Annotated in this window: 29 protein-coding genes and 2 pseudogenes; 7 read left to right on the top strand and 24 right to left on the bottom strand. The window is 56.1% G+C overall.

The genetic code is table 11. The annotated features are described in order from the left end of the window. Positions 1–2 precede the first annotated feature (2 nt). The 18 genes and pseudogenes from BHU62_RS25335 to BHU62_RS01340 all read right to left on the bottom strand — a co-directional run. Positions 3–884 (bottom strand): annotated as a pseudogene (locus BHU62_RS25335) (phage tail protein); the annotation flags it as partial. Positions 885–889: 5 nt separating this feature from the next. Then, positions 890–1,495 carry a phage tail protein gene (locus BHU62_RS01255; protein ID WP_073528765.1) on the bottom strand — a complete coding sequence of 202 codons (606 nt, stop codon included), beginning with the start codon at positions 1,493–1,495 and terminating at the stop codon, positions 890–892. Then, complete coding sequence (locus tag BHU62_RS01260) at positions 1,488–2,672, bottom strand: baseplate J/gp47 family protein (RefSeq protein WP_073528766.1); 1,185 nt, start codon at positions 2,670–2,672, stop codon at positions 1,488–1,490. Before BHU62_RS01260 ends, BHU62_RS01255 begins: the two co-directional genes overlap by 8 nt. After that, a complete protein-coding gene (locus BHU62_RS01265) occupies positions 2,650–2,997 on the bottom strand; it encodes a DUF2590 family protein (protein WP_073528767.1) in 348 nt (115 codons plus the stop codon). Before BHU62_RS01265 ends, BHU62_RS01260 begins: the two co-directional genes overlap by 23 nt. Next, a complete protein-coding gene (locus BHU62_RS25300; RefSeq protein WP_073528768.1) occupies positions 2,997–5,528 on the bottom strand; it encodes a phage tail tape measure protein in 2,532 nt (843 codons plus the stop codon). The genes BHU62_RS01265 and BHU62_RS25300 overlap by 1 nt, the downstream gene beginning before the upstream one ends. After that, positions 5,528–5,707, bottom strand: a complete 180-nt coding sequence (locus tag BHU62_RS25595; protein ID WP_071845368.1) for a DUF6890 family protein — start codon at positions 5,705–5,707, stop codon at positions 5,528–5,530. Before BHU62_RS25595 ends, BHU62_RS25300 begins: the two co-directional genes overlap by 1 nt. 8 nt (positions 5,708–5,715) lie before the next feature. Beyond that, positions 5,716–5,985 (bottom strand): putative phage tail assembly chaperone, encoded by a 270-nt coding sequence (locus BHU62_RS01280; protein ID WP_047730043.1) that lies wholly within the window; start codon positions 5,983–5,985, stop codon positions 5,716–5,718. A gap of 147 nt (positions 5,986–6,132) precedes the next feature. Then, on the bottom strand, positions 6,133–6,477 hold the full coding sequence (locus tag BHU62_RS01290; protein ID WP_073528770.1) for a hypothetical protein: 345 nt from the start codon (positions 6,475–6,477) through the stop codon (positions 6,133–6,135). After that, positions 6,477–6,818 (bottom strand): M15 family metallopeptidase, encoded by a 342-nt coding sequence (locus tag BHU62_RS01295; RefSeq protein ID WP_073528771.1) that lies wholly within the window; start codon positions 6,816–6,818, stop codon positions 6,477–6,479. The genes BHU62_RS01290 and BHU62_RS01295 overlap by 1 nt, the downstream gene beginning before the upstream one ends. After that, complete coding sequence (locus BHU62_RS01300) at positions 6,805–7,107, bottom strand: phage holin family protein (RefSeq protein WP_073528772.1); 303 nt, start codon at positions 7,105–7,107, stop codon at positions 6,805–6,807. Before BHU62_RS01300 ends, BHU62_RS01295 begins: the two co-directional genes overlap by 14 nt. A gap of 9 nt (positions 7,108–7,116) precedes the next feature. After that, positions 7,117–7,572, bottom strand: a complete 456-nt coding sequence (locus tag BHU62_RS01305; RefSeq protein ID WP_047730038.1) for a DUF2597 family protein — start codon at positions 7,570–7,572, stop codon at positions 7,117–7,119. Next, positions 7,569–8,693: a DUF2586 domain-containing protein gene (locus tag BHU62_RS01310; RefSeq protein ID WP_073528773.1), complete on the bottom strand. Its 1,125-nt coding sequence runs from the start codon at positions 8,691–8,693 to the stop codon at positions 7,569–7,571. Before BHU62_RS01310 ends, BHU62_RS01305 begins: the two co-directional genes overlap by 4 nt. Beyond that, on the bottom strand, positions 8,690–9,400 hold the full coding sequence (locus BHU62_RS01315) for a hypothetical protein (protein ID WP_073528774.1): 711 nt from the start codon (positions 9,398–9,400) through the stop codon (positions 8,690–8,692). Before BHU62_RS01315 ends, BHU62_RS01310 begins: the two co-directional genes overlap by 4 nt. After that, positions 9,397–9,900: a phage tail protein gene (locus BHU62_RS01320; RefSeq protein ID WP_073528775.1), complete on the bottom strand. Its 504-nt coding sequence runs from the start codon at positions 9,898–9,900 to the stop codon at positions 9,397–9,399. Before BHU62_RS01320 ends, BHU62_RS01315 begins: the two co-directional genes overlap by 4 nt. Beyond that, on the bottom strand, positions 9,897–10,349 hold the full coding sequence (locus tag BHU62_RS01325) for a head completion/stabilization protein (protein WP_073528776.1): 453 nt from the start codon (positions 10,347–10,349) through the stop codon (positions 9,897–9,899). Before BHU62_RS01325 ends, BHU62_RS01320 begins: the two co-directional genes overlap by 4 nt. 99 nt (positions 10,350–10,448) lie before the next feature. Continuing rightward, the gene (gene gpM / locus BHU62_RS01330) at positions 10,449–11,153 is read right to left on the bottom strand and encodes a phage terminase small subunit (protein WP_073528777.1); all 705 of its coding nucleotides are present in this window, start codon (positions 11,151–11,153) and stop codon (positions 10,449–10,451) included. A gap of 5 nt (positions 11,154–11,158) precedes the next feature. After that, on the bottom strand, positions 11,159–12,175 hold the full coding sequence (locus BHU62_RS01335; protein ID WP_073528778.1) for a phage major capsid protein, P2 family: 1,017 nt from the start codon (positions 12,173–12,175) through the stop codon (positions 11,159–11,161). Positions 12,176–12,223: 48 nt separating this feature from the next. Beyond that, positions 12,224–13,057: a GPO family capsid scaffolding protein gene (locus tag BHU62_RS01340; RefSeq protein WP_073528779.1), complete on the bottom strand. Its 834-nt coding sequence runs from the start codon at positions 13,055–13,057 to the stop codon at positions 12,224–12,226. A gap of 165 nt (positions 13,058–13,222) precedes the next feature. Here BHU62_RS01340 and BHU62_RS01345 point away from each other — a divergent pair, with 165 nt between their 5' ends. The 3 genes from BHU62_RS01345 to BHU62_RS01355 are packed head-to-tail and all read left to right on the top strand — an operon-like array spanning position 13,223 to position 16,373. Continuing rightward, positions 13,223–15,004 carry a terminase large subunit domain-containing protein gene (locus tag BHU62_RS01345; RefSeq protein ID WP_073528780.1) on the top strand — a complete coding sequence of 594 codons (1,782 nt, stop codon included), beginning with the start codon at positions 13,223–13,225 and terminating at the stop codon, positions 15,002–15,004. Further along, positions 15,001–16,050 carry a phage portal protein gene (locus tag BHU62_RS01350; protein WP_073528896.1) on the top strand — a complete coding sequence of 350 codons (1,050 nt, stop codon included), beginning with the start codon at positions 15,001–15,003 and terminating at the stop codon, positions 16,048–16,050. Before BHU62_RS01345 ends, BHU62_RS01350 begins: the two co-directional genes overlap by 4 nt. Next, positions 16,047–16,373 (top strand): ogr/Delta-like zinc finger family protein, encoded by a 327-nt coding sequence (locus tag BHU62_RS01355; protein ID WP_073528781.1) that lies wholly within the window; start codon positions 16,047–16,049, stop codon positions 16,371–16,373. Before BHU62_RS01350 ends, BHU62_RS01355 begins: the two co-directional genes overlap by 4 nt. A 373-nt stretch (positions 16,374–16,746) precedes the next feature. Here the strand turns inward: BHU62_RS01355 and BHU62_RS01365 are convergent. Beyond that, positions 16,747–16,830 (bottom strand): annotated as a pseudogene (locus BHU62_RS01365) (regulator); the annotation flags it as partial. A gap of 142 nt (positions 16,831–16,972) precedes the next feature. Between BHU62_RS01365 and BHU62_RS01370 the strand changes: the two are divergent. The 3 genes from BHU62_RS01370 (at position 16,973) to BHU62_RS01380 (ending at position 20,439) form a co-directional block, all read left to right on the top strand. Beyond that, positions 16,973–17,545, top strand: a complete 573-nt coding sequence (locus BHU62_RS01370) for a phage repressor protein CI (RefSeq protein WP_073528783.1) — start codon at positions 16,973–16,975, stop codon at positions 17,543–17,545. A gap of 4 nt (positions 17,546–17,549) precedes the next feature. Further along, positions 17,550–19,292: an AIPR family protein gene (locus tag BHU62_RS01375; RefSeq protein ID WP_073528784.1), complete on the top strand. Its 1,743-nt coding sequence runs from the start codon at positions 17,550–17,552 to the stop codon at positions 19,290–19,292. Between the two features lie 112 nt (positions 19,293–19,404). After that, the gene (locus BHU62_RS01380) at positions 19,405–20,439 is read left to right on the top strand and encodes a tyrosine-type recombinase/integrase (protein ID WP_073528785.1); all 1,035 of its coding nucleotides are present in this window, start codon (positions 19,405–19,407) and stop codon (positions 20,437–20,439) included. 132 nt (positions 20,440–20,571) lie between these two features. Here BHU62_RS01380 and BHU62_RS01385 read toward each other — a convergent pair whose 3' ends face one another. The 5 genes from BHU62_RS01385 to BHU62_RS01405 form a co-directional block, all read right to left on the bottom strand. Then, positions 20,572–20,871 carry a hypothetical protein gene (locus BHU62_RS01385; protein WP_073528786.1) on the bottom strand — a complete coding sequence of 100 codons (300 nt, stop codon included), beginning with the start codon at positions 20,869–20,871 and terminating at the stop codon, positions 20,572–20,574. 68 nt (positions 20,872–20,939) lie between these two features. Beyond that, on the bottom strand, positions 20,940–21,290 hold the full coding sequence (locus BHU62_RS01390; RefSeq protein WP_073528787.1) for a hypothetical protein: 351 nt from the start codon (positions 21,288–21,290) through the stop codon (positions 20,940–20,942). 182 nt (positions 21,291–21,472) lie between these two features. Continuing rightward, a complete protein-coding gene (locus BHU62_RS01395; RefSeq protein ID WP_073528788.1) occupies positions 21,473–22,165 on the bottom strand; it encodes a 4-hydroxythreonine-4-phosphate dehydrogenase in 693 nt (230 codons plus the stop codon). A 32-nt stretch (positions 22,166–22,197) separates the two neighbouring features. Further along, complete coding sequence (gene pdxA, locus BHU62_RS01400) at positions 22,198–23,199, bottom strand: 4-hydroxythreonine-4-phosphate dehydrogenase PdxA (protein WP_073528789.1); 1,002 nt, start codon at positions 23,197–23,199, stop codon at positions 22,198–22,200. Beyond that, positions 23,196–24,311 (bottom strand): four-carbon acid sugar kinase family protein, encoded by a 1,116-nt coding sequence (locus BHU62_RS01405; protein WP_073528790.1) that lies wholly within the window; start codon positions 24,309–24,311, stop codon positions 23,196–23,198. The genes pdxA and BHU62_RS01405 overlap by 4 nt, the downstream gene beginning before the upstream one ends. A gap of 112 nt (positions 24,312–24,423) precedes the next feature. On the opposite strand from BHU62_RS01405, the gene BHU62_RS01410 reads away from it, so the two are divergent. Continuing rightward, on the top strand, positions 24,424–25,329 hold the full coding sequence (locus BHU62_RS01410) for a LysR family transcriptional regulator (RefSeq protein ID WP_201788360.1): 906 nt from the start codon (positions 24,424–24,426) through the stop codon (positions 25,327–25,329). The last annotated feature ends 50 nt before the right edge of the window (positions 25,330–25,379 follow it).

Below are 25,379 nucleotides of genomic sequence, written 5' to 3' on the forward strand. Positions count from 1 at the left end.
TTATCATCCTTGCGCAAGTAAGCATCATTACCGGCCTGGTCGGACAGGGAGCCTTGCGGGCGCAGGTCGGTAATGTTGCCGGCGGCGTCGACACTGGCCACCGCAAACACATAGTGCTTAAAGCCGGCGTTATCCGTGTAATCCGCTGCGGTGGCCGCAACGGTGAATTTCACCGCCGCCGCCCACTGGCTTACCACATTGCCCTGTAAACTCACATCGGCCCACACCTTGATAGGCTTGGCCGTCACGGTAATGTTTTGGTTGGCCGCCAGCACCGCGCGCAGCCCGCCCACATAGCCGGTGCCCGCGGTCACGAAATACTGCGCGCCGGCCTTGGCCACCAGGAACCCATTGCCAAAGAACGCGCCGGCACCGTAGTGATCGCGGTTAATCAGGCGCTGCATCTCATCGATACCGCCCAGGCGCGCGGTAAAGTCGATCTGCCAGGTTTCCGCCGGCGTGGTGATCGCCGTCTCGCTGGCCGCGCCGTCATACTCCATCACAAAGGAGCGGGTGATCGCGTTGCCCTGCTGGCCGGCATGGTTGGCCACCTTGCGTTGCGTCGGTGCATGAACAATCATCGCTACCGTGTTGCTGGCCTTGTTCACCAGGCCAATCCAGTTGAAGTCAAAATCGCCCACCTCGGTGCCCAGGGTGACCGAATACACCACGGCGTTGTTGTTCACGACGCCGGTTTTGTTCACTGCCTGGCGGTGCACAATCTGGCCCACCGGCGGCATCCCTTCTTTGCGGTCAATCGGCTTGCCGGCATCGAGGCCCGGCACGTTGGCAAAAACGAACTCATCCAGCACCACGCGGGAACCGTTCACGGCTTCTTTTGCTTTCCATTGCTCAAAGGCAAAGGTGATCGCGGTTTGTGACATGTTGATTATCCTTTCAGTGTTGCGCTCGCCACGGTGGCGGAATGTTGGTTATTGATACTGGCCACCGCGCTGGCGGCGCTGTAAGTCACGTATTCACATCCCGCCCAGCCAGCGCGTAATTGCAGGACAGAATTGTTAATCACTTCAAATCGATAGCGGCGGCAGGTGCGGCCATACTGCCGAATAACCTGCATCAGCAGATCGGGATTACTGGCCACCTGGCCATCAGTCACGCGGACGCTGATCACGTCCCAATCTATGCCCGGTTGGCGCTCCAGGATTTCCACATAGCCCACGCCCAGGCGCTCAAAAATGGCGATAAAGCCGGCCACCGATCCCGCATCGCGGGCGTTGATAAAGGCGTACTGCACGCGCTTGCGGAACAGCTCCAGCGGCTCCCCGTTGAAGCGGGTAATATCGCGCTGGTACGCCAGCACCTGGAGCAACGGCACCGCGCAGGTGGCCGCATCCAGCTGTTTCAGCGGCCAGGTCAGCCAGCCATGCACCCACAACCAGAAATTGCGGCAGGCGCGCAGCAGCTTGGCCGGCTCCCCGCGATTCATCCAGGACGGCAACAGCATCCCCGCCAGGCGTTCTTTAAAATCAGGCATCGGCAACCTCCAGTTTCAAGGTTTTCAAACGCGGCACGTTCAGCTCGCTAACAATATCGCCCAGGGAAAACGCGATAGATTCCAGCTCGGGGAAAGCGCGGTGTAACTCCCTGGCCAGGTTCGAAAACGAGAAGCGCGCATAAGGCCAGGTTTTCTTTACGTCATACTCGGCGTTTTGCCGGAACGCGCAGCGGATCAGGGTTTCGCTGTTTCGCGTCAGCGCGGCCAGCGCATCCGCCGTAAAGTTGGCTTTGTTCTCCACAAACAGCGTTACGGCCAGGTTGTGTTGGGTTTCCGGCATGGCGAAACACTGCATATCATCGCCGTGGCCGTGGTTCCCCTTGTTGGTGATGTAGTCATTGACCGCGTTAATGAACGGCTGCGAGGCAACGCCGGAATCCAGCAGCAGATAGGCATTTGCCGTTCCTGGCCCGCGCGGGGCGTCGTGCTGGAAAAAAATTCGGTCGATACTCAGCCCGGCGACGCTGGCGATCATGCTGCGGTAAACCGCATCCGTGTGATAGTTGCCCGCCAGGTTGTATTGGTTGCGCGCCCTGTCCCGTAAATCGTCGTCGGATTCCTGGTCAGCGCCGGGGGCCAGTAACCAACCCTCCTCGTTTTCCACCCGCACAATGCCCGGCACCGCCTGGGGTAAAATCCTGTAGTAACCGGGGGCCAGGTTATGCGCGCCGGCTGGCTCGGTCGCTTTCACCGGCACCAGTCCGCCGGCTGTGCCGGCGGCCAACGTGGTTTCCTTCACCACCGCCACGCTGTAAACATGGCCGTTAAGCCGCTCGGTTTGCACCACCGTGCCGGCGGGGATCGTGACCATGACACTGGCGTTTTCCTTGTCGAACCGAAAAACGCCCTCGGCTGCCGTCGCCGGCTTGCGCTTCACGTTGACGCCCCAGGCGAACATTTCCAGCCAGGTGCCGCCGGCTGTGGCCAAATACATGTTGGCCATGACGACCGACACCAGAACATCCTTTAACCACATCACCGGGGCGGTAATAATCGCCTGGATAAGTCGCCAAAACGGCGACATTTTGGACGTATTGGTAATTAACCCTTCGGCGGTCACCAGCTCGTTAAATTTGGAATTAACTTGCTCCGTGGTAATGGGCATTCCGCTTTCTGTTAAGGCTTTCTCGTAATCAACCTGCGGTTTCATTGTCATAATTAACGCTGGCCTCCACTTTGCCGAAATCATAAGTTTCTGCGGTCACCCACAACCGCTTTAACGTTTCCTCGCTAATCACGACCGTGCCCGGAATAATTCGCGTATCGTCTTCCAGCAACAACACCATTTGCATAATGACATCAGCGCGAAGCGTTGGACTTCTTTCCGCCACTAATTGCGTGACCAATCCACTTTCTAAAATGGCATGGACGCAATCCTGGCCAATACTTACCCGGTTATCACATAACACCGGCTCCCGGCCTGTATTTAGCGAGAAATCGCCATTTTCAATTAGCAGGTCGATATAAAGGGGTTCGCTCATTAACTTAATTCCTGCCATTCCATTAGCTGCTCGGGCGTCATACCCTGCTTAACGTTAATATGGACGTTCTCAATATTTTTGCGGTTGTCGGTAATGGTTCGGGAATTATTGTTAATTTCCTTATTAATCCCACCGGGGCCAATTCCTTTTAATCTGCCGCCGCTTAGCAACTTATCCGGCGCGGGCGGTGGCGGCGCGCTTTTCTCGGTCTGCACCTGGGCCAGCACCTGCACTTGCTGCGCCGGTGGCTGCGGCACCTTCACCACCGGCACCGCCGGCGCGGGCGTCGCTGCCGTTCCCTGCATCGCCCTGGGCACCACGATAGGATCGCGCACATCCTCAATCAGCGTTTTGCGCGCCCCTGCCGCCGGCATCAGCGCCGGCGCTGGTTGTGGCACCGCCACCGGGGCCACTGCCGCAGCCTGGGCCGCTGCCGGCAATGCGCTGCTACCCTCCAACGTGGCCAGGCCCGTGGGCAACGCGCCTGCATCAATCGCCGGCACCGTCACCGGCGGCACGTTTACCATTCCCTGGGGTTCGGTCACCGTCGGCACCACATCCACATTCATGGGGTCAATACTGACGCCCGGCAGCATGTTGATTTTGTCGATGATCCAGTTGTAGGTGTCGGCAAACGCAGACCGGAACACGCCCCACAGTTTGGTAAATACGCCCGATACCACACGGCCAATCGTCATAAATGATTCAATCGGCGAGGACGGATCAAACGCGGCCACCACGTCCAGCCAGCCTTGCTTAACGATGCCGAACGCATCGAACAAGTGGCCGATAGTCTTGATCACCAGCTCAATCGGCGACAGCAACAAGCCGATCGCGCCGGCAACGATCTGGCCACACAGCTGGCCGGCAGTGGTGACGGCTTGCAGCTCCGCCGCCGTGCTCTGGACAGGGGTTAGCAGGTTAACGAACCAGCCAAACAGCGTCTTAATAGCATCCCATACCCCAGCCGCCGCCCGCTTCACCAGGTCAAACGCGCCGGCAAAGGGTGACAGCGCGCCGGCGGCCTCTTTAAAGCCGGCAATAAACCCGGACACAAACGCCTTAATCGGCTTCCAGAACATCCACACCGCCGCCACCACGGCACCAATAGCGGCCACCAACAGCGCGATCGGCCAGCTCATCAGCAGGAACGACACCGCACCGGTGCGGGCGGCAATCGACGCCGCCAGCAGGCCCGCGCGCAGCATCACCAGGCCACGGTTAAACACCGCCGTAGCCGCGCCGCCGGCCAGCATGGCCAGGCGATTGAGGCCCAGCAATTTGGCCACCGGCCCCAGCAGGTTGCGTAACCCCAGCATCAGGAACATGTGGACGCCGATCGCCAGGTTGGCTATCGCCCCCGCCGCCGCCAGGCTCAGGAACGCCAGCACCGCCAGGCCAATGGCCCGCGCCAGGTTGGGGAACAGCTTCAACCAGCGCACCAGGGTTTGCCCCGCGTCCGCCATTTTGTTAATCAGCGGATAGAGCACCGGCAACAGCGTTAACCCCATCGCCGCCCGGATGGAATACCAGATAGCGGTTAGCCGTTCCCACGGATTGGCCATGCGCTCCGCCATTTCCGTGGCGCGCTTCATTCCGTCATTGCTGCCCAGCTCGGTAATGTGCCGTTTCAGCAAATCCACATTGCCGTAAAGCTGTTTAATCAGTACCGACGAATCGCCAAAAGCATCATCCAGCGCGGCTTGCGCCTTGAGGTTCCCCTCGATGCTCTTGCCGTAGCGCGCCTGTAATTTCTCCAGCATTTCCGGCAAGCTGACCATGCCGCCCGCCGCGTTAACAAAGCTCATCCCCAGCTTTTTGGCCCCGTCCTGGGCCGTTTGGTAAAACGACTCGTAAACGCTGCTCGCTTCCGATCCTAACGTGCGCTCAAGTTGCCCCATCACGGCTAACTGCTCATCGATGCCGACGCCGTAGTTTGCCCCCACGCCCCTGGCGCCCTCCATCAGGTCAGAGATCGCCCCCATGTTGGTGCCAAAGGCTTTGACCATGTAGGCCGTTTTGCCGGCGAGTTGCTCGGCGAAATTCACGCGGCCCATCTTCTCGGCGTAGCTGCTGAATTTGTTGTACATGCTGCCCATGTACTCCGCCGCCTCTGCGCCGCTGGCTTTCGTGGCCGCTGCCAGGGTATTGGTCGCCACGGCAAACGCCGGCAACTCCTGGTTGGTCAGCAATCCCACCTGGCTGCGGATCGCTTCGGTGGACGTGATAAAGTCCACCGACGACTTGCCATATTTGGCGGCAAAGGCCAGCGCATCGCCCGCCACCTTCTGTAAGGTGCTGTCATCAATCCCTTTCGTGGCCGCCGCGTTCAGCGCGTCAGTGATCTCGATAGCTGGGCCTAACGCGCCCTTAATCGACAACCCAACGCCGACCAACCCGGCCCCACCCACGGCAATCTTGCCAAAGGCCGCTTGCGATTTTTCCGCGAAACCGGTAACCGATGCCTGGGCCTGTTTCAGGGGCCGCGTCAGTTTGTCGATCAGGCTCAGGGTAAAATCTAGCTGTTTCATTATTCGCCTTTAAATGCCAAAGAAATGCCGTTTGCGGTGGCCACGCGCATATTTTCCCAATGCCGGTTATCCAGCCAAATGGCGCGGGCTAAGTTCTCAGAGCTATCATTTTCAGCCGGCAAGTAATAACGCCGCAGCGTTAGCGCTTGTTCAATGAAATTGTTATCAATAGCCCGCAGCCGGTTGGTTAGTTTTTTACTTCAATTTCCAGTTTTGGCGCATATTTCGCATTCACCGCTTCCGCGATTTGCAATGGTGCGCCCGGCAGTTTAAGCAGATCATCCAGGTCGGTTTTACTTTCTGCCGCAACGATACGGCGCAAATAGGTCACATGCGGGGCGACTTTATTATCCATCGCCATATCGTTAATCAAGCTGTTATAGGCCGTGGTGTTTGGCTCAAAAGCCACGTCTTTGCCCTGGATAGTCAAAGTGATTTTATTTTCTGCTTTGCTCATTGCTGTAATTCCTTACGTTGATTTATTTCGTCTACTAATTGGTTATGCCGTGCGGCGCACAGCGGATAAACATCTAAATAGGTTAATAACGGCTCGCTAACGTCTTTACCGGTTACCCCATTTATCCTGGGTAATTGCTCCGGGCATTTAACGAGTAAACTTTCCTGAAATGGCACGTTCGGCTTTATCTGCGGCCTCGTTGTACATCCTGACAAGCTCATCAGACACACAAACGCGGGTAAATACCGGCTTAACCACTTCGGTGCGGATCTCTTTCGGTTGAGCATCGCGCAACGCCTCCAGCTTGCTTTCCAACTGCCGGGCCGAACGGCTGGCCACGTTCTCCGATGCCTGGCGGGATTCCTCCCCGGCCCGCTGCGCGGCCCGGTCTACGGCCAACGCCAGGCTATCCCGATGCCAGCCATTGGCCTGCCAGCCGCCGGCAAAGCTGGCCACCAGGGCCAGCAGGCCCAACCATGCCCCCTTGGCCATCAGCGCCGCCCATCGTGCGCCAGGCTAAAATGGTTGCCGTCCGGGCGGTCTTTGAAGCGTCCACCCCAGGCACCTCCCAGGCTTTCCCACTTCTCGCCGAGCGGTTTATATGCCTCGGTTTGGGTCTGGTACACGCCGTTAATAAACAGGTTGAAGTCCACCGCCAGGCGCTGCGTATGCAGGCTATTGGCGATGCCTGCACCGGTCGCGGCGTTGCGCGCGGCCTGCTCAGGCGTGCGGTAGGCTTCGCCAAACGTCAGCCGGTAGCCATGATCGCCGGCCCAGGTGATCAGCTGGCCGATCAAGGCGGTAAACAGCTGCTGTTTTTCACTTAACGTCATCTTTCATCTTCCCCGCTAACAGATTGCTGCCCTTACGTTTAAGCCACAGTTCAACAGCCTGGTGGCCGGCGATACCCAGGGCCGCCCCTACCCCCACCACGCCGAGGGTGGGCAGACCTGGCACCCAAATCAACGCCGCACCTGCCACCATTGCCGTGCCCGTTCCCAGGATCACCCGACCGATAAACAATCGCGGGGTGATCGGCTCATCGCTACTTAACACCTTGCCGATAGCAATCAGCGCGCCCAATAACAGCAGGCTCCAGAACGTTTTTTCATGCTCTTGCATCTGGCACCCTTACCCGATCAGGTTCTGCGTCACTTCCGCTTCCAGGTAAGGAATGCCGCCCAGGCGCACAAAATCCGCATCCGTCACCACAAACTTAATCTTGTGCGTCATAATGCTGCCGCCCTTCGGATCAACATCCAGAATGTCACTCAAAATCAGCTTGCAGCCGAACGCCTCCACTTTCAGCTCCTCCCCGCCGGCCTTGGCGTACCACATCAGATCAATTGGCGGGATGCCGCGCCAGCTGCCGGCGGCCCGCGCTTTGGCGGTCACCTGCGCCAGGGATTTGGTGCTTAGCTCCATTTCCCCCTCGGCGGCCACGTCGCCGGAAACCCAGCCATCGGGCACGCCACCCGTTTGGGCTGCGGCGGTGTTGTCTGTAATGCTCAGGCTTACTTTTTCGGCATGGACTAAATCACCGTCCATATTGAAATCAACCGACTGGCCAGAAATTCGTTTTGTCATGCCGCGCCCTCCAGCGAGTTATCCAACATCAGGCTAACCGTGATGCCTTTCGGGCATTCGTAGGTACGGATCACCAGGTAAATTTCCACCTTGGTGGAGGTGCGCCAGGTAATTTGCACATCCCCCTCCAGCGGCGCTTTAACTTCGCCGGGGAACGTCACGCCGTTAATTTGCGTACTGCGCGCCATTTCTCGCAACGTCTTGGCAAAATACTGTTGGTGCGCCGCAATGCTGGTTGGCGTACTGTTCAGTGACCGATCGGCAATCTTAGGAATTGCCAGCAGTCGCACACGGCGCGCCGCTTTATCCACCACGCGCAGGCTTTCCACTGCCTGGAAATCGCCGCCCTCCACATCCAGGGTGCGCCCGTCAGACCAGTAAAGGCCGTCGTAATCGGGATACCACATCGGCACGCTAAAGCGGTTTGCCTCCAACGCCTGGAGCGTCGCCAGCTCCAACACTTCCCCGGAACCGTCCACCGGTGTGGACGTGCTGCCCATTTCGACCAGCGCCCCGGTAGCCACACGGGCCGGGCTATCGGCGATCGTCACAGCGCGGTTACACAGTCGGCCAGCCAAAACACCCGGCTCATTGCCCCACAGACGCGGCACCAACTGGATCGCCGGCTCGGCAACGCCTTTTTGCAGGTCGTTGATGCGGCCCACATACTCGGCCCAACCTTCACCCTTTTGCAGCGATTCCACCGACAGAATGAACCACTGCCAGCGGCCAAACTTGGCGATAATCTCCGCCCGCAGGCTCTGCGCCTGCTTCACAACATCGAGCGTTGCCGGCACCAGGTTAACGATGCCCTCCACACTCGCCATACGCTGCGCGGCCAGTACCGCCGCCGGCCAGTTTTTGGCGGCGTCGGCTTCCGCCAGCACATGCACATACGCGAACCAGTTTTGCCCGGCGTTCAGCTTTGCGGCCTGGAGGTTGCTTTTCAGCACTGAACCCCCCACGCCCAACAGCACATCCAGATCGGTTTGCGTGTTCACCGGCAGCGTTTTGCCGATATTGGTTTTACCGGCCCCGACAAACAGCAATACCCGCTCGATCTCTTTGGTTTCGCCCTGGTGCCGGTTTACCTGGTTAACCTGAATCGTTGGCCAACTCATTGTTTCCCCTTAATGTCTTGCGCTTTCACATTCCAGCCAAACCCAATTGCCTGGAGTTGACGCGCTAACGCTTTGTTAAAATCCGCGTCACTCATGCCCAGGAACGGGCGGGACGGTAAATCGACCGTCCAGGTCGTTTTGGCCGCCTTGCCGCTCAACTTGCGGATCAGCAAGCCGGCCTGCGCGAATGACATATTTCCCACAATTTCCTTGAGCGGCGGCTTTCGCCAGCGCTTCCCGCGCCTCACCTGGTAGCCCAGCTGGCGCAGCTTCTTAGCCTGGCGCAGCGTGGCTTGCCGCTCGGTGTCGGCTTTCCTGCCGGCCACCTGTTCCCGCTTGATGGAAACCCGCATACCGGCCGATTGCGAAAACCCCACCACGCCCGCCGGCACGGCCTTATTGCCGTTGCGGTATCCACCGCCCTGGAGGTAAAGCCTTACGGCCTCCCGCTCTGGCATGTCGCGGATATGCAGCAAATTGGGCATATTGCGCAGCATCTTGCCGCGTCGCCGGGTCTTCCTCCCTTCCCAAGGCGTGCCGTCCGGTTGCTGCTGGTTGCGCACGTTGCGCTTAGCCGCGGCTATCACCCCGTATTTGGCCATGCGCCATAGCAGGCGCTGGCGTTTGGCCTGGGGCATTTCCAGCTTGGCCAATTCTTTGCGCAGCGCCCGCAGCTGCGGGCGGCTCAGCTCACCGTTGATAATCACGGCGTTTCACCGATCGGCGCGCCGGTGCTGCCCACGCCATACACGCGCCCTTCCAGGGCCCACCAAATTTCCGGGTCGGCCAATCGCCATCGCTTCCCGTCGAAAGGGATTAGCCCTTCCTCGTCCTGGGTCAGCGTCAGCGGCTCGGCCATCTTGAGCGCGATTTCCACCAACGCGGTTTTATCGTCCGTGACCACGATCGCCAGCTCCGGCAACACCGGTTCGAACCCCTGTTCAATTAGCCCCTGGTCGGCGTTCTCAATCAGCCAGGCCAGCAACAGCGCGCACAGGTTGCGCGGGTCAAATTGGCGATACGGGAAGCGCCCCCAGGACAAAACCGCCTCGTACTCCATCACCGCCATTTGGTATTGGTTCAGCCCCAAATCCCTCTGCGCGTTGATAAAGCTCACTTCTTCCATGTCGCTGTTAAATTCCAGGTTGGCCACGCGCGCCGGCAAATTGGCCTGTATGAACGCGGTTAGCGTCTCTAACTTGCTCATACCAGCCGCGCCGACGATCGCCGCGCCCCCTTCATGTTGCGCAGCACCGTGGCGGCTTCCGCTAACAGTCGGCTGCGGGTTTCCGGGTTTTCCTGGCCGGCATTCGGTGCCCGGCTAAACTGCGTCGAATACTCCCCCAACAAATCCGCCTTTGCCCTGGCGAATACCGCTTTTTCGTACTGCGCGATCAGCGCGGTTTTGTCGCCAATCTTCACCCCTGGCACGGCGCTGGCCTGGGTATAACCTTTCGCCTGTAGCTGGCCCGTCAGCTTTGCCAGGTCGAGATTAATTTCTGCTACGCTGGCCACCAGGGCCGCGCCCAGGGTGTCCGCGTCAATATCGGGCGGAATGCTGCGCCGTTCCTGGAAATCCGCCAGGCTCAAATCCGGCCAAAATCCGTTATTGGTTAACGTGGCGTCCTGGTAATCCGTGGCCTTGCCGTTAAACATCGTCGTTACTCCGAAAAAAAGCGGGCAGACCGGCTTCCATAGCACATCGCACCGAAGTGCCTTGCCTCCACCGCGCCCGCTTTGGCTTGCGGTAGTCTTTTATTCTTTTTCCAGCGCCCGCAGCCTGGCCGCAATTCGCTGCCGCTGCGTCTTAACGCCGGCCCCTCTGGGGTTAAATGCCTGCGCCTGGGCCAACAATGCATCCGCCTGTTTCAGCGTCGCCACATCCTCCACGGCGCTGGCCAGCGGCTGGCCGTTGTCATCACGCAACAGCATCAGCCCGGCAAACTTGAACCACTTGGCGCTGATCTCCTCATGCAGCCGCCAGTTGTCCCGCACGTTGGCAAAGGTGCGGGAGAAGTACGGCTCCAGGCTTTCGCCCCGGCTGGCCTCCTCCTCTGCCCAGGCCAACACCGTATCCGCCACAAACGCGGCAAAGCTGCGTTTTAGCCTGTCCGGCGTCTGCTGCCGCTGGGCGATCGCCAGGTCGGCCCAATCCAACGCCTTATCAAAATCCCCCACGTCAAACAGCCAGATCACGCACCAGGCAAAAATGGGGTTGGCGTAAACCTCGCCCTCCGCCAGGTAGGTTTCCACGGTCGGCAACCAGCGCGGCAACAGCTCATCGCGTTTCATGGCGATGCGGTCAGCGGTGCGCGGCAGCTCACGCAGCCGGCGAATATCCCGCTCCATTGCCTGCACCTGGAGGTGCAGACTGTCCCAACCTGCCAGCGCCTGCTGGCGTTCAAGTTTGCGCTCGGCCTGAACCCTGGCCGTGTGGCGCTGCGCGGGGGAAAGTGACATTGCGCTTACTCCCCTTTCGGCGCTTCCACCTTGCCAATGGTCACGGCGGATTCATCAAAGGCGGCGTACATTTCCGGGTATTCCACGGCGTAACCTTCGTTGCGCAGATACTTGTTCTCGTACTGCTTACGATCTTCCACAAACTCCGCCGCGCGCTGGCGGGTGCCGCGCTGGGTGTAGATGTGAAGGTTGCTCAGCGGCGTCACAACCATGCGCTTGCCCGGCATAAACGGCGGCACGATCGCCGGACGGCCCGCGAGGGACGTTCCCAGCATTTGAGCCGCGATTTTTTCCGTTGGACGGTCGGCGGCCTGGTACAAACGGTGTTGCTCCGCTGCCACCAGATCAGCACCAACCAGCACGGTTAAACGCGGGTCGTTGCGGAACTGCGCCGGGATCTTGCTGTTGATAAGGTCAGATGCCATCGCGTCGAGCGACACATAATCACCGCCGGCCCCCAGGGTCACCGCATCGGTGATGATCTGGTTGTCGTCGAAGGCCCGCACAAACTCCTGCCATCCAATATTGACGTCTTCGCCGTTCGGGTTTTTCTCTGGATCAGACGTTTTCGCCACGGATTTACCGTTAAAGCCAATGCGCAGCATGTCCAGGGCAAAAGATTGGTTGGTGAAAGTCTGCATACGCTGGAAAAACTCGTTTTCATCACCAGAGTTCGCCCATACAGACAACATGGCCCAGGTCAGCGCCGCGCCGGAGTCGGTTTCCGAGAGCTTGTATTCCAGGCCATCGACGCCGGTTTGGCGGATAAAGCGGCCGCCCTCTTTTCGCCCGGTGAAGATGCCCGGATTGCCCACGTTCACCACCTGACCGGTAAGCTGGTCAACATCGGCAACGGTGATCATGGACAGGAAATCCACGGACTCCAGCAGCGCAGCGCGCAAGTCCGTTTCTTTTGGGTCAGTCAGCGAGAAATATCGCTCGGCAGAATCCTGCCCATATTCCGCCGCCAACCCCATGCTATATGCGCGGAGTAATTCACGCGCACGCTGATTTAAAAACATAGTTACCCCTCACCCTCAGAGTGATTTAATTTCTATTACCCTGGCGAATCACAGGAATTTGAACGGCTGGCGACCTTTGCCCGGATTGCGGCTCGGCAATTGGGTTACGCGTTTGTCCAGCTTGCTGAAGTTTTTCACGATACCGCCGATATTATCGCGCAGGGTTTTAAATTCCTGGGTATCCACAACTTCTTTTACGGTGTCCACATCTTCCTGGACTTCCTCAACGGCAGTTGCGGTTTCTTCGGCTTTACCTTCCAACGCTGAAAGGCGCGTTTCAATATCGGCCAAGGCTTCCGCCAGTGCCTGCAACTTATCGCCTTCGGCTGGGGTTTCTGGCAATTCCTCCTCAATGGAGAACATGCTACGCCAGCCTTTCTTTTTATTTCCTGACATCTTAACTTCCTCTTTAATTTCTTTGACCTCATCAAAAGCCAGCGGCTTTAATGCGCCATACCGTTTATTTTTGTGGCGTTTGCTAAAACGCATTCGCTCCGTGTAAACGCTAGCCGGTTCATCGGTAACGCCCAGCCCTTCCAGGTAGCTCTTACCCGTTCCGCGAAAATTGCCATCAGGCGTAAATTCTGCGGAGCAAAAGAGTAGCTGCCCGTCTGCATTTGCCTGCATGAGTGATAGATTCGGGCACAGCCTCGCATAAAGCCGCATAACCCCATCATCACCTTCCTGGCTCATTAGCTCTAACACCCGCCCCCGATTACCGTAATTTCGGGAATGTTCCGGCCATAAAAGCGCGGTATACAAATTAGGGTCGTATAGCTCGGCGGCATCCGTTATCCATTGCCTTTTAATATAACGGCCATCAACCGTGTCACCTTCGGCGCAAACACAAATCCAGTTCGTCATTAATTGCGAATCTGACATAACCCCTACTTTCAATTTCGTGTTTGTTTCGACAGGTGCAGTATCGCCAATTAATTCACATCCCGCACGGCCTTAATATCTTATGAATTCGGATAAGCGCTATTAACCGAACCGTACCGATTAACACCCGAAGTTAACCGAAAATAAAGCCTGCATAATTGGCACATGGCTAAATATTCAGATGAACTAATCGGCGTTGCGCGTTCGCTGTACTTAAAACATTGGACGCCTAAAGAGATCGCCAACGAACTTAATTTGCCGAATGCGCGAATTATTTACTATTGGGCTACAAAATGGAGCTGGGCGGATATGCTCAGCCATGAAAGCATTGAGGAGACAATCAACCGTCGCATTCAGGTATTAACCCACCGCGACGGTAAAACAGAACTGGAGCACAAAGAACTTGATAGCCTGATCGCGCATCATTGCAAACTGCGTATTCAGCAAGCCAAACATGCAGAGAAACTTGCCGCCGCCGCTTCCCAGGGAAATGGCGAATATTCCGCTGCCGGCGACGGTGACCAGGACACAGGCAAGAAAAAGCGCAAATACCGCAAAAATGATATTTCCGCGCTGACTCAGGAGGATTTCGACGCGTTCGCCGATGAGCACCTTTTCGGCTACCAAAAACACCTGCGCCTGAATATCACCCAGCAGATCCGCAATATCCTGAAAAGCCGGCAGATCGGCGCAACCTGGTATTTCGCGTTTGAAGCGTTCGAAAACGCGGTGCTGACCGGCGATCCGCAAATTTTCCTTTCAGCCTCACGCCCGCAGGCCGAGGTGTTCCGCTCGTACATCATCAACATCGCGGAGCAGTATTTCGGCGTGACGCTGACCGGCAACCCAATGCGCTTGAGCAACGGCGCAGAGCTGCGTTTCCTCTCAACCAATAAAAACACAGCGCAATCCTACAGCGGCCACCTGTATGCGGATGAGTATTTTTGGATACAGAACTTTGCGCACCTGAACGAGGTGGCCAGCGCAATGGCCACGCATGACCACTGGCGCACGACCTACTTTTCTACGCCCAGCAGCCAAACACACCAGGCTTACCCGTTTTGGACGGGGGAAGAATGGAAACGCGGCGACGCCAAGCGCAAAAAGGTGGAGTTTCCGACGCTCAAGGAGCTGCGCGACGGCGGGCGGCTGTGTCCCGATGATCAATGGCGCTACGTCATCACGATGGAAGATGCGATCGCCGGCGGGTTCAACCTGGCCAGCATCGACAGGCTGCGCAACAAGTACAACCGCGACACGTTCAACATGCTTTACATGTGCGTGTTCGTGGATAGCGGCGACAGCGTTTTTCGCTTCAACGAGCTGGAGCGTTGCGGGGTTGAGGTGTCGCTCTGGCAAGACCACGACCCCACCGCCGCGCGCCCGTTCGGCAATCGCGAAGTGTGGGCCGGCTTCGACCCGGCGCGCAGCGGCGACACGTCCACCTTTGTGATCATCGCGCCGCCGCTCTATGCCGGCGAACGCTTCCGCGTCCTGGCCACGTTCTATTGGCAGGGGATGAACTGGAAGCACCAGGCCAACCAGATAAAGGCGCTGTTTGAGCGCTACAACATGACGCACATCGGGATCGACATTACCGGCATCGGCAGCGGCGTGTTTGAAATGGTGCAGGGCTTCGCCATGCGCCAGGCGGTGGCCATCCATTACGGACTGGAGAGTAAAACGCGCCTGGTGCTGAAAATGGTGGATGTGGTGGAAAGCCAGCGCATCGAATGGGACAGCGAGCAGAAAGAGATCCCGGCCAGTTTCCTGGCCATCCGGCGCACCAGTACGACCAAAGGCAACAGCATGACCTTTGTTGCGGATCGCACCCAGGAAACGGGACACGCGGATGTGTTTTTTGCCATCGCCCATGCCGTGGATAACGAACCGCTCAACTTTGAGAACCAACGCAAATCAACATGGAAAACGAGAAAGGCCGCATGAAAAAGAACAAGCAACGCCAGCGCCGTGCAGCGGCAAACCACCAACGCGCCGCCGAGACGACGCCGGCGCGCAAGATGAGCATCACCACCCTGGGCAAGCCGGAGCCGGTACTCACCACCGGCACCGATTACCGGGAGATCTGGTATGACAATGACTTTGACCATTACACGCTGCCGATTGACCGCCTGGCGCTGGCGCAGCTGGTCAACCTGAACGGCCAGCACGGCGGCGTGCTGTACGCGCGCCATAACATGGTGGCGGCGGATTACCAGGGCGGCGGCCTGACGCATCAGGCGCTGAAAGGAGGGATTTTTGATTACTTCACCTTCGGCGATCTGGCCATTGCGAAAGTGCGCAACGGTTGGGGCGAGGTGTGCGCCCTGGCCCCGCTGCCGTCGCTCTATACCCGGCGCCGGAAAGACGGCTCTTTTGTTGTTCTGCAAAAGGGGGAACCGCTGCCGTTCCTGGAGGAGGATGTGATTTTTTTACGCCAGTACGATCCGCAGCAACAGGTTTACGGCCTGCCGGACTACATCGGCGGCATCCACTCCGCGCTGTTAAACAGTGAGGCCACTATCTTTCGCCGCCGCTACTACCACAACGGCGCGCACACCGGCGGCATCATCTACACCAACGACCCCAATTTAAGCACTGAGGTTGAAGATGAAATCGTGCAAAGCCTGGAGCAAAGCAAGGGGATCGGCAATTTCAGCACGCTGTTTGTGAATATCCCGAAAGGTGACCCGGACGGGATTAAATTCATCCCGATCGGCGACATCAGCGCAAAGGATGAGTTTGCCAACGTGAAAAACATCAGCGCCCAAGACGTTCTGGCGGCGCATCGCTTCCCGGCGGGCCTGGCCGGCATTATTCCAGGCAACACGGCGGGCCTGGGCGACCCGGAGAAAGCCCGCGAAACCTACCGAAAAGATGAGGTGATCCCCGTACAACGCATGATTATGGATGCCATCAATAGCGATCCGGACGTGCCAGCGCACCTACACCTAAATTTCAGCGTCGAAACGTCACAACCGGGTGCGTTATGAGCAAAAAAACGTTAAAATTCCAGAAGTTTGCCACTTTTGGAGCCAGAAACATGCGCGTGATGAAAGTCTTATGCACGGAATGCGGCGCTAACGCGATTATCAGAAAAACGGCCCGTAAACACCGCCAGATTTCCGATCTGTATTGCGCTTGCACTGACGTGGAATGTGGCCACACTTTTGTGATGAATGTAACCTTTTCTCATACGCTTAGCCCTAGCGCCAAGACCGGGGATAAGCTGCTGAAAACCGTTGTTGAAGGCATGAGCCAACAACAACGGCAAATGATGCTCGATTTATTGCAAGGTGCCGCCGCCTCCGCCTGAATTAACGCCTCCGTCCTGGGGGCGTTTTTGTAACTGCCGGTCAACGTCTGCGGCCAGTGTGGTAGTCATCTCAGAAATCCATGATAAAGCCAACTCCCGATCGCCGCTGCTGCAACGCCCGTTAGTGACTAAGCGCGCCACAAGTTCTATACGCTGTAAAGCCAATGATTCAAAGAAAAAATCGCTCACGGCTTCCTCCGTCTTATTCTAGGTTTAGCAATTTGATACTGTATATTCGTACAGTATACATATTATTTAGCAAAATGAATAATTCTGTAACTACCCATTCCAGCCTGGCCACAACTCACACGCCGGATCGCTGGCCAACTCCTCCAAGCGTCCATTGCGCATTTTTAACATTCGGTCGCCGTATATCCTCAGCCAAACCAGTAAGTTCGCTGTAGCGCTCTATCGTGACGTGAGGTGTGATCAGAGTGATTGAAATGTTAGGTCGCATGGTGCAACATTCCTTCTAATTGGCTTGTGGCGAGCCGTAGTTAGTAGTGGTTACTTGTGAGTAAACGTTTCGTTTACGCGTCGAACTTTATGATCGCGAAACGTTTACGTCAATTGATTTTTGTAAACGTTTCGGGATTTTCATGAATTTAGATCTAGACAAAGGTGGGCGTGCAGCGATTGAACGAATGATCGATGCATATGGGTGCGGCACTAAAACAGCACTAGCAGAGCTTTTGGGGATATCTAAAGGAACGTTGTCAAATCGTTATCTAAGGGACACTTTCCCTGCCGACTATGTGATTCAGTGTGCCCTTGAAACTGGAGCTTCCTTAAATTGGTTAGCTACTGGTGAAGGTGCTATGTTTGATACCTTGCAAACTGATTTAATTAAAGTTGCCAAAAGAAAAATCATTAACGGCAAAGTTTATGAGGCTAGCTACATCATGTTAGATAAAGCTTTCATTCCTAATAATCTTATAGATCCTTTTTTACTTGAAGATGACGAGCAGCTTTACTTGATAGAATCATCTTACTCGGAACTTAATGAAGGTGAATGGCTAGTTAGTATCAACAAAAAATATAGTCTTAGAAGAATAAATTTGCTCCCAAAAAACAAAATTGTCGTATCTAATAAAGATTCATCGTTTGAATGTGAAACGGGTGATATTGAAACTATTGGATATGTTAAGTCTATTTATAAAAATATTAGGTGAAAGTGTGGACAAAATAACCAGTGCATTACTTGAGACATTCACAGAGCAATATGAGTTAAAAAAATTAGACCAGAGTACGCGTTTTGAACACTTTTCTAACTTCTCCATATTTTCAAAGCTAAATAGAAGCACATTTGATTTAGATGATGTTCACACAGGTTCTGGAAATGATTGTGCAATTGATGGATTAGCAATTGCAATTAACGGTAGGTTAATTGAGTCAGTAGATGCCTTCTTCGATTTTATTCCTCAGTGCTCTTTCCTAGATATAGATATTTCTTTCACCCAGGCAAAAACGTCATCTTCTTTTGATAGTGCTCAGTTACTTAATTTTGCTCATGGAGTAAAGGATTTCCTTTCTGACAGTCCTAAGTTAGTTCAAAGTAGTAAAATAAAAGAGTCAAAAGAATTATGGGATGCAATCCTTTCCCGCTCCGATATGATGCACAACCGTAGACCTATTATACGATTATTCTATGTATGCACTGGCGTTTGGACAGACGATAGTCATTTGGTTGGTATAATTGAAGGGATCAAACAAGAAATAAAAAACCTTGCTATCTTCGAAGAAGTCACAATAACTGCACTGGGCGCTCTAGAGATCCAGCGACTTTATCTTGATACAAAGAACAAGCTGACTACAACAATAAACTTCCCTAACAGAATTACACTGCCAGATATAATCGGCATAAAAGAGGCGTTTTTAGGGGTTATACCTTTCCCAGAATATTTGAAGTTAATTCAAGATGAAAATGAGACCATATATAATATATTTTACGATAACGTAAGGGATTTCCAAGGCGAGAACAGAGTTAACACCAATATAAAAAAAACGTTAGAGGAAGGCAAGTTTGATCTATTTAGCGTGCTAAATAATGGTGTTACCGTTGTAGCATCTTCCTTGACTGCTGCAGGTAACAGATTCAGTTTGAGAGATTACCAGGTGGTTAATGGTTGTCAAACTAGCCATGTTCTACATTCATGTCAGACTTTACCAGGTATTGAAAATGTATTTGTGCCAATTAAAGTTATCGTAACCGATAGTGAAGATATTAAGACAGATATAACATTGGCAACTAATAGCCAAACCGAAGTTAAGCCGGAACAATTGGAATCACTTAGTACATTCCAGAAACAACTCGAGTTATATTACACTACAGAAAGAGTGGCACCTCTATATTATGAGCGACGTTCTCAACAATATAACTCATTAGATATTAGAAAAACACAAATAGTATCTATAGCCACCCAAATAAAATGCTATGCGTCCATGTTCCTTTATTCTCCACATTTGGTAAGTGGATATTATGGGACCATTTTCAATAGATTCAAAGATAAAATGTTTAATTTGGATCACAAATTAGTATCGTATTATGTTTGTGCCCTAGCATTATATAGAATTGACCAGCTATTCAGAGGTGACAATTTAAGGAAAGACCATAAAAAACTTAAATATCTGACATTAATGGCAATAAAGATTATCGTAATGGGGAAAGACAGACTCCCTCAGAATAGCAATGCTCTTGAAAGGGCGTGCGAGAAACTAAAAAAAATACTCGTTACCGACTACGAAAGCTTCCTACTAATTAGCACAGCAATTGATATTGTAATGAAGTCTGGCATTGACCTATCTCGAGAGCAATATAAGACAGAGACTGAAACTGAAATTGTTAAAACGGCTGCTGAAAAATATCTTGATGAAAATGGCCCGCTAACGCTAGAAATTCTAGCCGCCGTTAAATCTTAGTGATCAGTCTGGCTCTCAAATACCGTTGATTGATGTAGGCTGTTAGATAATACATACATTGACCACTGTTATTATATACAGTTTAATGTAGCCCAAACTAAGGAGGGCTACAATGGCAGTACGCAAACAATCATCCGGTAAGTGGTTATGTGAGTGCTACCCTGCTGGCCGTGAAGGCCGCAGGGTACGTAAGCAATTCGCAACCAAAGGTGAAGCCTTGGCGTTTGAACGCTTCACTATGGAGCAGGTTGACAATAAGCCGTGGTTAGGCGAAGCGATCGATCGCCGCAAGCTGAGTGAGGTTGCTAAACTTTGGTACAACCTGCACGGCCAATCCCTCACCGCTGGTGAACGTACCTACAAAAAACTATGCCTTGTCATTGAAGCTCTGGGCGATCCTCCTGCTATAACCTTCACCGCAAAAGACTTCGCACATTATCGTGATAAGCGTTTGTCCGGTGAAATCTACTTTTCCGAGAAGTGGAAGAACGGCGCAGAACCTGTCACCGTCAATCTTGAACAAAGCTACCTAAGCGGTATGTTCAGCGAGCTGGGCCGGCTTGGCGAATGGAAGCAGCCCAATCCATTAGAGAACATGCGCAAGTTCACCGTCGCAGAAAAGGAAATGGCGTGGCTTACCCATACGCAAATCACAGAGCTGTTAGTAGCCTGCAGCAGAGGCGATTCTGATTTGCCGCTTGTGGTCGAGGTATGCCTCAGTACTGGCGCTCGCTGGCGAGAAGCAGAAAACCTCACCCGGTCACAGATAACACCACATAAGATCACGTTCATCCGAACCAAAGGCAAAAAGAACCGCAGCGTTCCGATCAGTAAAGCGCTGTATAAGAAGTTGATAACGCGAGGCGATGATCGTCTATTCAGCGAATGCTATTTTCGCTTTATGGCCGCGATCGAGAACACCAGCATTCAATTGCCTAAAGGTCAACTAACGCATGTGCTACGCCATACCTTTGCGGCGCATTTTATGATGTCTGGCGGCAACATTCTGGTGTTGCAACGCATCCTCGGCCATCATGATATCAAAATGACGATGCGTTATGCTCACCTTGCACCGGAACACCTCGAAACAGCCCTGCAATTCAATCCGCTGGCGACTATGCCAAGTGGCGACAAAGTGGCGGCATAGGCTGGCAATCCCCGTATTTCCTCCCCTTTCATCGATATTGAAACTCTTTATAAAACAAATAACTTATTGATTTTATTATTGTAGTGAGGAAATCGGGTTTTTTGTTGCCTGGAAAAAGTCGCCTGCTGCCCGCTATCGCTTGGTGCAAAGCCAGCCGATAGCCAAACTCGCCAGAAAGCCGGCGACCTGGGCCGCAGCCGAAGCAGCGAATAATTCTCCCCTCTCGTCAACCCCGAACAAGGCGAATAACGCCGCAAGAAAAAGGTCCACCACGCCGGACTCAACCGCCTCGGTCGTTTGTCGACCGACAAATTTAATAAACGTCACAAGAAAGAATTTGAGCCAGTCAATGATTAACGCCTGCACAAAACTGATGAGATGCAGCGGTTGATGCAGGATCGGCGCCTGCTTGTCGATTGCCGAACGCGTCAATGACCCGAAGCGTTCGGTTTCCCTAGAATGACGTTCTGTCAGCCCCAGGCCAGTGCGTCAACGCTCGTTCAGAACCGTTGCTTGATAGGCTCGTCGCTGTTCAGGTTGCCGTTGGCCTGCGCCTCCCGGCAGGTGGTTGGGCCGAAGGCCACCACTTTGCCGTCGCTGTTTCTGAAACCGACGTAGAACGGCGTGACGGCGCCGTTCGGCAAACGGTGGTTGTAATCATGGCACACGCCCTGGCCGTTCAGCGTCGGCAGGGTGGCGTTCGGCATGCCGAAGTCCCGGCTTACCGAGCGTTTGTCGGCGCCGACGCGAAAGGTATCCGCGATCTGTTGATCGCGCAGCAGGCTGAAGGTATCGCAGCCGGTTAACACCAGGCTGGCTACAACCACGGAACGCCCTAACCCTTTAAACATTCTTCACTCCCTATTATTGAACATAGCGGCAATCACACTATTTTTTGCCGGGTAAACGTCGGCGAGCGCACAAGGGCGTGCCTGCTCGCAAGAGCATTAAAAAAAGAGAAGCCATGCAAATTAGTAATTCAACGAATGAGATAACCATCCCATCGCCATGGAAAAAACCGAATTGAGACGAGTTACAGTTTGCGGATCACATTGCCAATCAGGCATTTCACGGCGTTGATTTGCGCCATCAGTCCCGGCTTGTCGGCCTGAAACACGCCGTCCAGCGCCGCGGTACCGACGGTGAAACCGACCGCGTTGCCCGTCACCACGGCGGCGATGCGTGCTTCCCGATCGATGGAGCCGGCGACATAAACCGGTTTATCGACCGCATCGCACACCCGCCGGATCAAGGCCGGCACGTCACCGGCGAAGCGGTAAGCCAACAGATCCAACCCTGTCACGCCCGGTAAAGCCGCGCGCTGGCGGGCACTGGCGACGATGTCATCAATGTCACCTTCCAGCACGCTGGGGTGGCCGCTGATGCGGCCGGCGAACGGATAATAGTGCAGGCTCGACTGACGAATGATCGGCAGCACGCTTTCCGGCCGCGTTCCCCCCATCAGCACATCAACCCCCAATTCCAACGCCGCGCGCGCCGAATTCATCTCGCTTTCCTCATCCAGGCTGACCACCTCCAGATAAGCGGTGGCGCCGCCGGCGTGGATCGCCTGCGTCAACTGTTTGAGCGCCGCCAGCGGCAGGCCGATATCCTTAAAACCGATATGCTTCACGCCGGCGGCCAATACCTCTTGCAGCCGCTGCGGCGCGTCGGGCACCGTGCTGTCGTTGCGCGTCAGCATAAAAATAAACTCGGGTGTGTGCATGGTGTTTCCTTTTTGTCTTCAGGTGATGTGGGTTATTGGGCATACAGCATTTTTTCCGCCTGCCGGAAGGCGTACAGCAGGCTGGCGTGTTCCGCCCGCCCGGTGCCCGCAATATCAAACGCCGTGCCGTGATCGACCGAGGTGCGGATAAACGGCAGGCCGACGGTGACGTTAACGCCGTGATCCACCCCGAGGTATTTCACCGGGATCAACCCCTGGTCATGATATTGGGCGACCACGATGTCGAACTCCCCGCGCCGGGCGCGCATAAAGACGGTGTCGCCGGGCCAGGGGCCGCTGACGTCCAGCCCCTGTTCACGCGCCTGTGTGATGGCTGGCACGATGACATCAAGATCTTCGCGGCCAAACAGGCCGTTCTCGCCGGCGTGCGGGTTCAACCCGGCCACCGCGATGCGTGGTTTCGCTATTCCCAGCGCCCGGCAGGCCGTTTGTGCCAGGTGAAACGCACGCAGTTCGTTTTCCACGGTCGCCGCGCCGATGGCGTCCCGCAGCGAAACGTGAATGGAAACCAGGATCACCCGCAGCTCGTCATTGGCCAGCATCATGGCGAAGTCCTGGGTGCCTGAGCGCGCCGCCAGGATCTCGGTGTGCCCCGGATAATCGATCCCCGCCAGGCGCATCGCTTCCTTGTTCAGCGGTGCGGTGACGATACCGGCGATACGCCCCGCCAACGCCAGATCGATGGCGGCCACCACCCAGGCGTAAGACGCCGCCCCCGCGCGCTTATCGAGCCTGCCGAGGGGCAAGTCCGCAGGCAGCGCAACGCCGGCGGAATAGACGGCGGTTTCACCCCGTGCCCAGGCTTCATCCCATCCCGTCAGCGAGGCGGGCAGTTCGCGGATGGGCAGCGTCAGCCCAAGACTGGCCGCCGCGCGCGCCAGGGCGCCGGCATCGCCAATCACCACATAAGGCGTGTTCAACCGCTCTTTGGCTGCCAGTTTGGCGATGATTTCCGGCCCGATACCGGCGGGATCGCCCATGGTTATCGCCAGCGGCAAGGTGGAAAGGGTCATTGATCGTCTCCTTCTCGGTCAGCGCGCAACCGGGTTACGCAGTTCAACAATGTAGCCGCCTGGCCGAAACCACCCGCCTTGGTGGCGAACGGCAGGCTGCGCGCGGGCAAGTTCAACAAGCCGAAAGGCACGCCGGGTTCCACCTCGCCGAACAGCGTCAGTGAACCGGCCGCCATCGCGTCGACGATGCGCCGCGCGGTATCCCCGCCGGTCACCACCAGCCCGTCGAAGACCGCCATACAGCGGCTGACGACCGCACCCAACGTAGCGGCATGATCCGGCACGCCCGCTCGCGCCCGGGGCGACATCAGGCAAACCACATCGGCGTGCGTAAACGCCGCCCGCACCGCGTGCGCCACCGTCTCGGGATCGGCCGCTTCAGGCAGCGTGATAAGCGCAGCACCCGCCTGTCGCAGGCTTGCCAGTTGGGCGTCATTCGCCGGATGCAGGCTGCCGATTGCCACCAGCACCTTGCGGGCTTTCAGCGGCGGCCGTGGCGGCGGTGCGTTATCACCGAGGGACAACGCACGCGACAGCGCCGCCGCCATACCCGGCGACCCGACCCACACCACCGGTTCGGCAATGCCGATCCGACCAACGATCCCATCCAACTCGCCGTTGTCTACAGCGTCGAACACCTGAAAACGCGTCGGTTCCAGCCCTGCCATACGTTCCATGACATAGCCGGTGACGATCGGGGTCTTCGGATCCTGTGCAAAGGCGGTCTGCTCCAACGCCACACCATCGACGTATTGGCGCCCTTCTACCGTGGTGCGGCCGGCGTCCGGGAAGGCCGGCGCGACGATGGCGAGTCGGCGCCCGCTGCCCGCCAGCGCCCCGCGCGTTTCCGGCCCCAGGTTGCCGCGCAGCGTGGAATCCACCGTTTTGTATATGAGGCGCGCCGGCTTCACGCAGGCGGCGGCATGACGAAAACGCTGCTCCGCCTGTTCCGGCGAAACGAAACGAGAATCTAAATCGAAGGCGACGATCTCACTGTCATGCAGCGCGGCGTCGGGCAGGCGCAGCATGACGCTGGCGGTCAGTCCGCGCGCGGCGAACGGGGCCGCACCGTCGAGCGCGCTGGTAAGATCATCGGCGAGAATGGCAATCATCGCAGTTACCCGTAAGTGGAAAGAGATGCACACTTTGGCGGATTTGACTGGCAATAAAAAACGATTTGCGTAGTATCGATGATTGACAAAAACTCAATCAAAGGGGGATGCAGTGCGTCAAAGAAGGTTGCCTAATCTGGCGGTATTGCGGGCTTTCGAAGCCACGGTGCGATACGGCAGCGTGTCGAAAGCCGCCAAATCCCTCAACGTCACCGACGGCGCCGTCAGCCGGGCGGTGCGCGAATTCGAGCAGAACCTGGGGTTCGCGTTGTTTCAGCGCACCAGTCGCATGGTGCACCCAACGCCGCAGGCGCAAGAGCTGGCGAGCGAGATCGGCCGAGGATTGGACAACCTGCAATCGGCGCTCGACCGCGCCTGTCGGCATCATCAGAATCGCCCGCTGGTGATCTCCTGCGAGCCGACCTTTCTAATCCGCTGGCTGATCCCGCGCCTGGCCGGCTTGCAGCAGGCGGTGGGGAAAGAGCGCGATCTGCAGCTGGTATCCGCCGGCGGCGCCGTCGCCTTCTCGCGGGAAGGCATCGACCTGGCGATTCGCCGCAACGATTTCCCGATCGCCGACGACGTCGTCGCCCGTCCGTTCCTCAAAGAACGCGTCGGCCCGGTATGCCGCCGGGAGCATGCCGCGGCGGGGCGTGAACTGCGCGGCACCCTGCTCCATACCGAGACGCGCCCGCACGCTTGGCGCGACTGGTGCGCCCATAGCGGCATGGCGATCCGGCCGGACAACGAGCTGCGTTTCGAACATTTCTATCTCAGCCTGCAGGCGGCGGTCGCCGGCGCCGGTATCGGCATCGGCCCGTTGGCGCTGGTGGCGGATGATATCGTCAACGGCGCGCTGGTGGCGCCTTACGGCTTTGCGCAGGACGGGACGGATTACGTGCTGATGACCCAGGCCGACGGCCAGGAGGATGCGATATTCTCAACGGTATTGGATTGGCTGATCGCCATGGGGGAAGAAACCGAACGGGCGGTATTGGCAGGCGAGGCGAAGGCGTAACGGGGAGAGGTCTCCGCCTGCCACACAGGGCAAGCGGAGTGGCATCAAGC

It is taken from the genome of Serratia marcescens, assembly GCF_001902635.1.
Taxonomy (GTDB): Bacteria; Pseudomonadota; Gammaproteobacteria; order Enterobacterales; family Enterobacteriaceae; genus Serratia; species Serratia marcescens_F.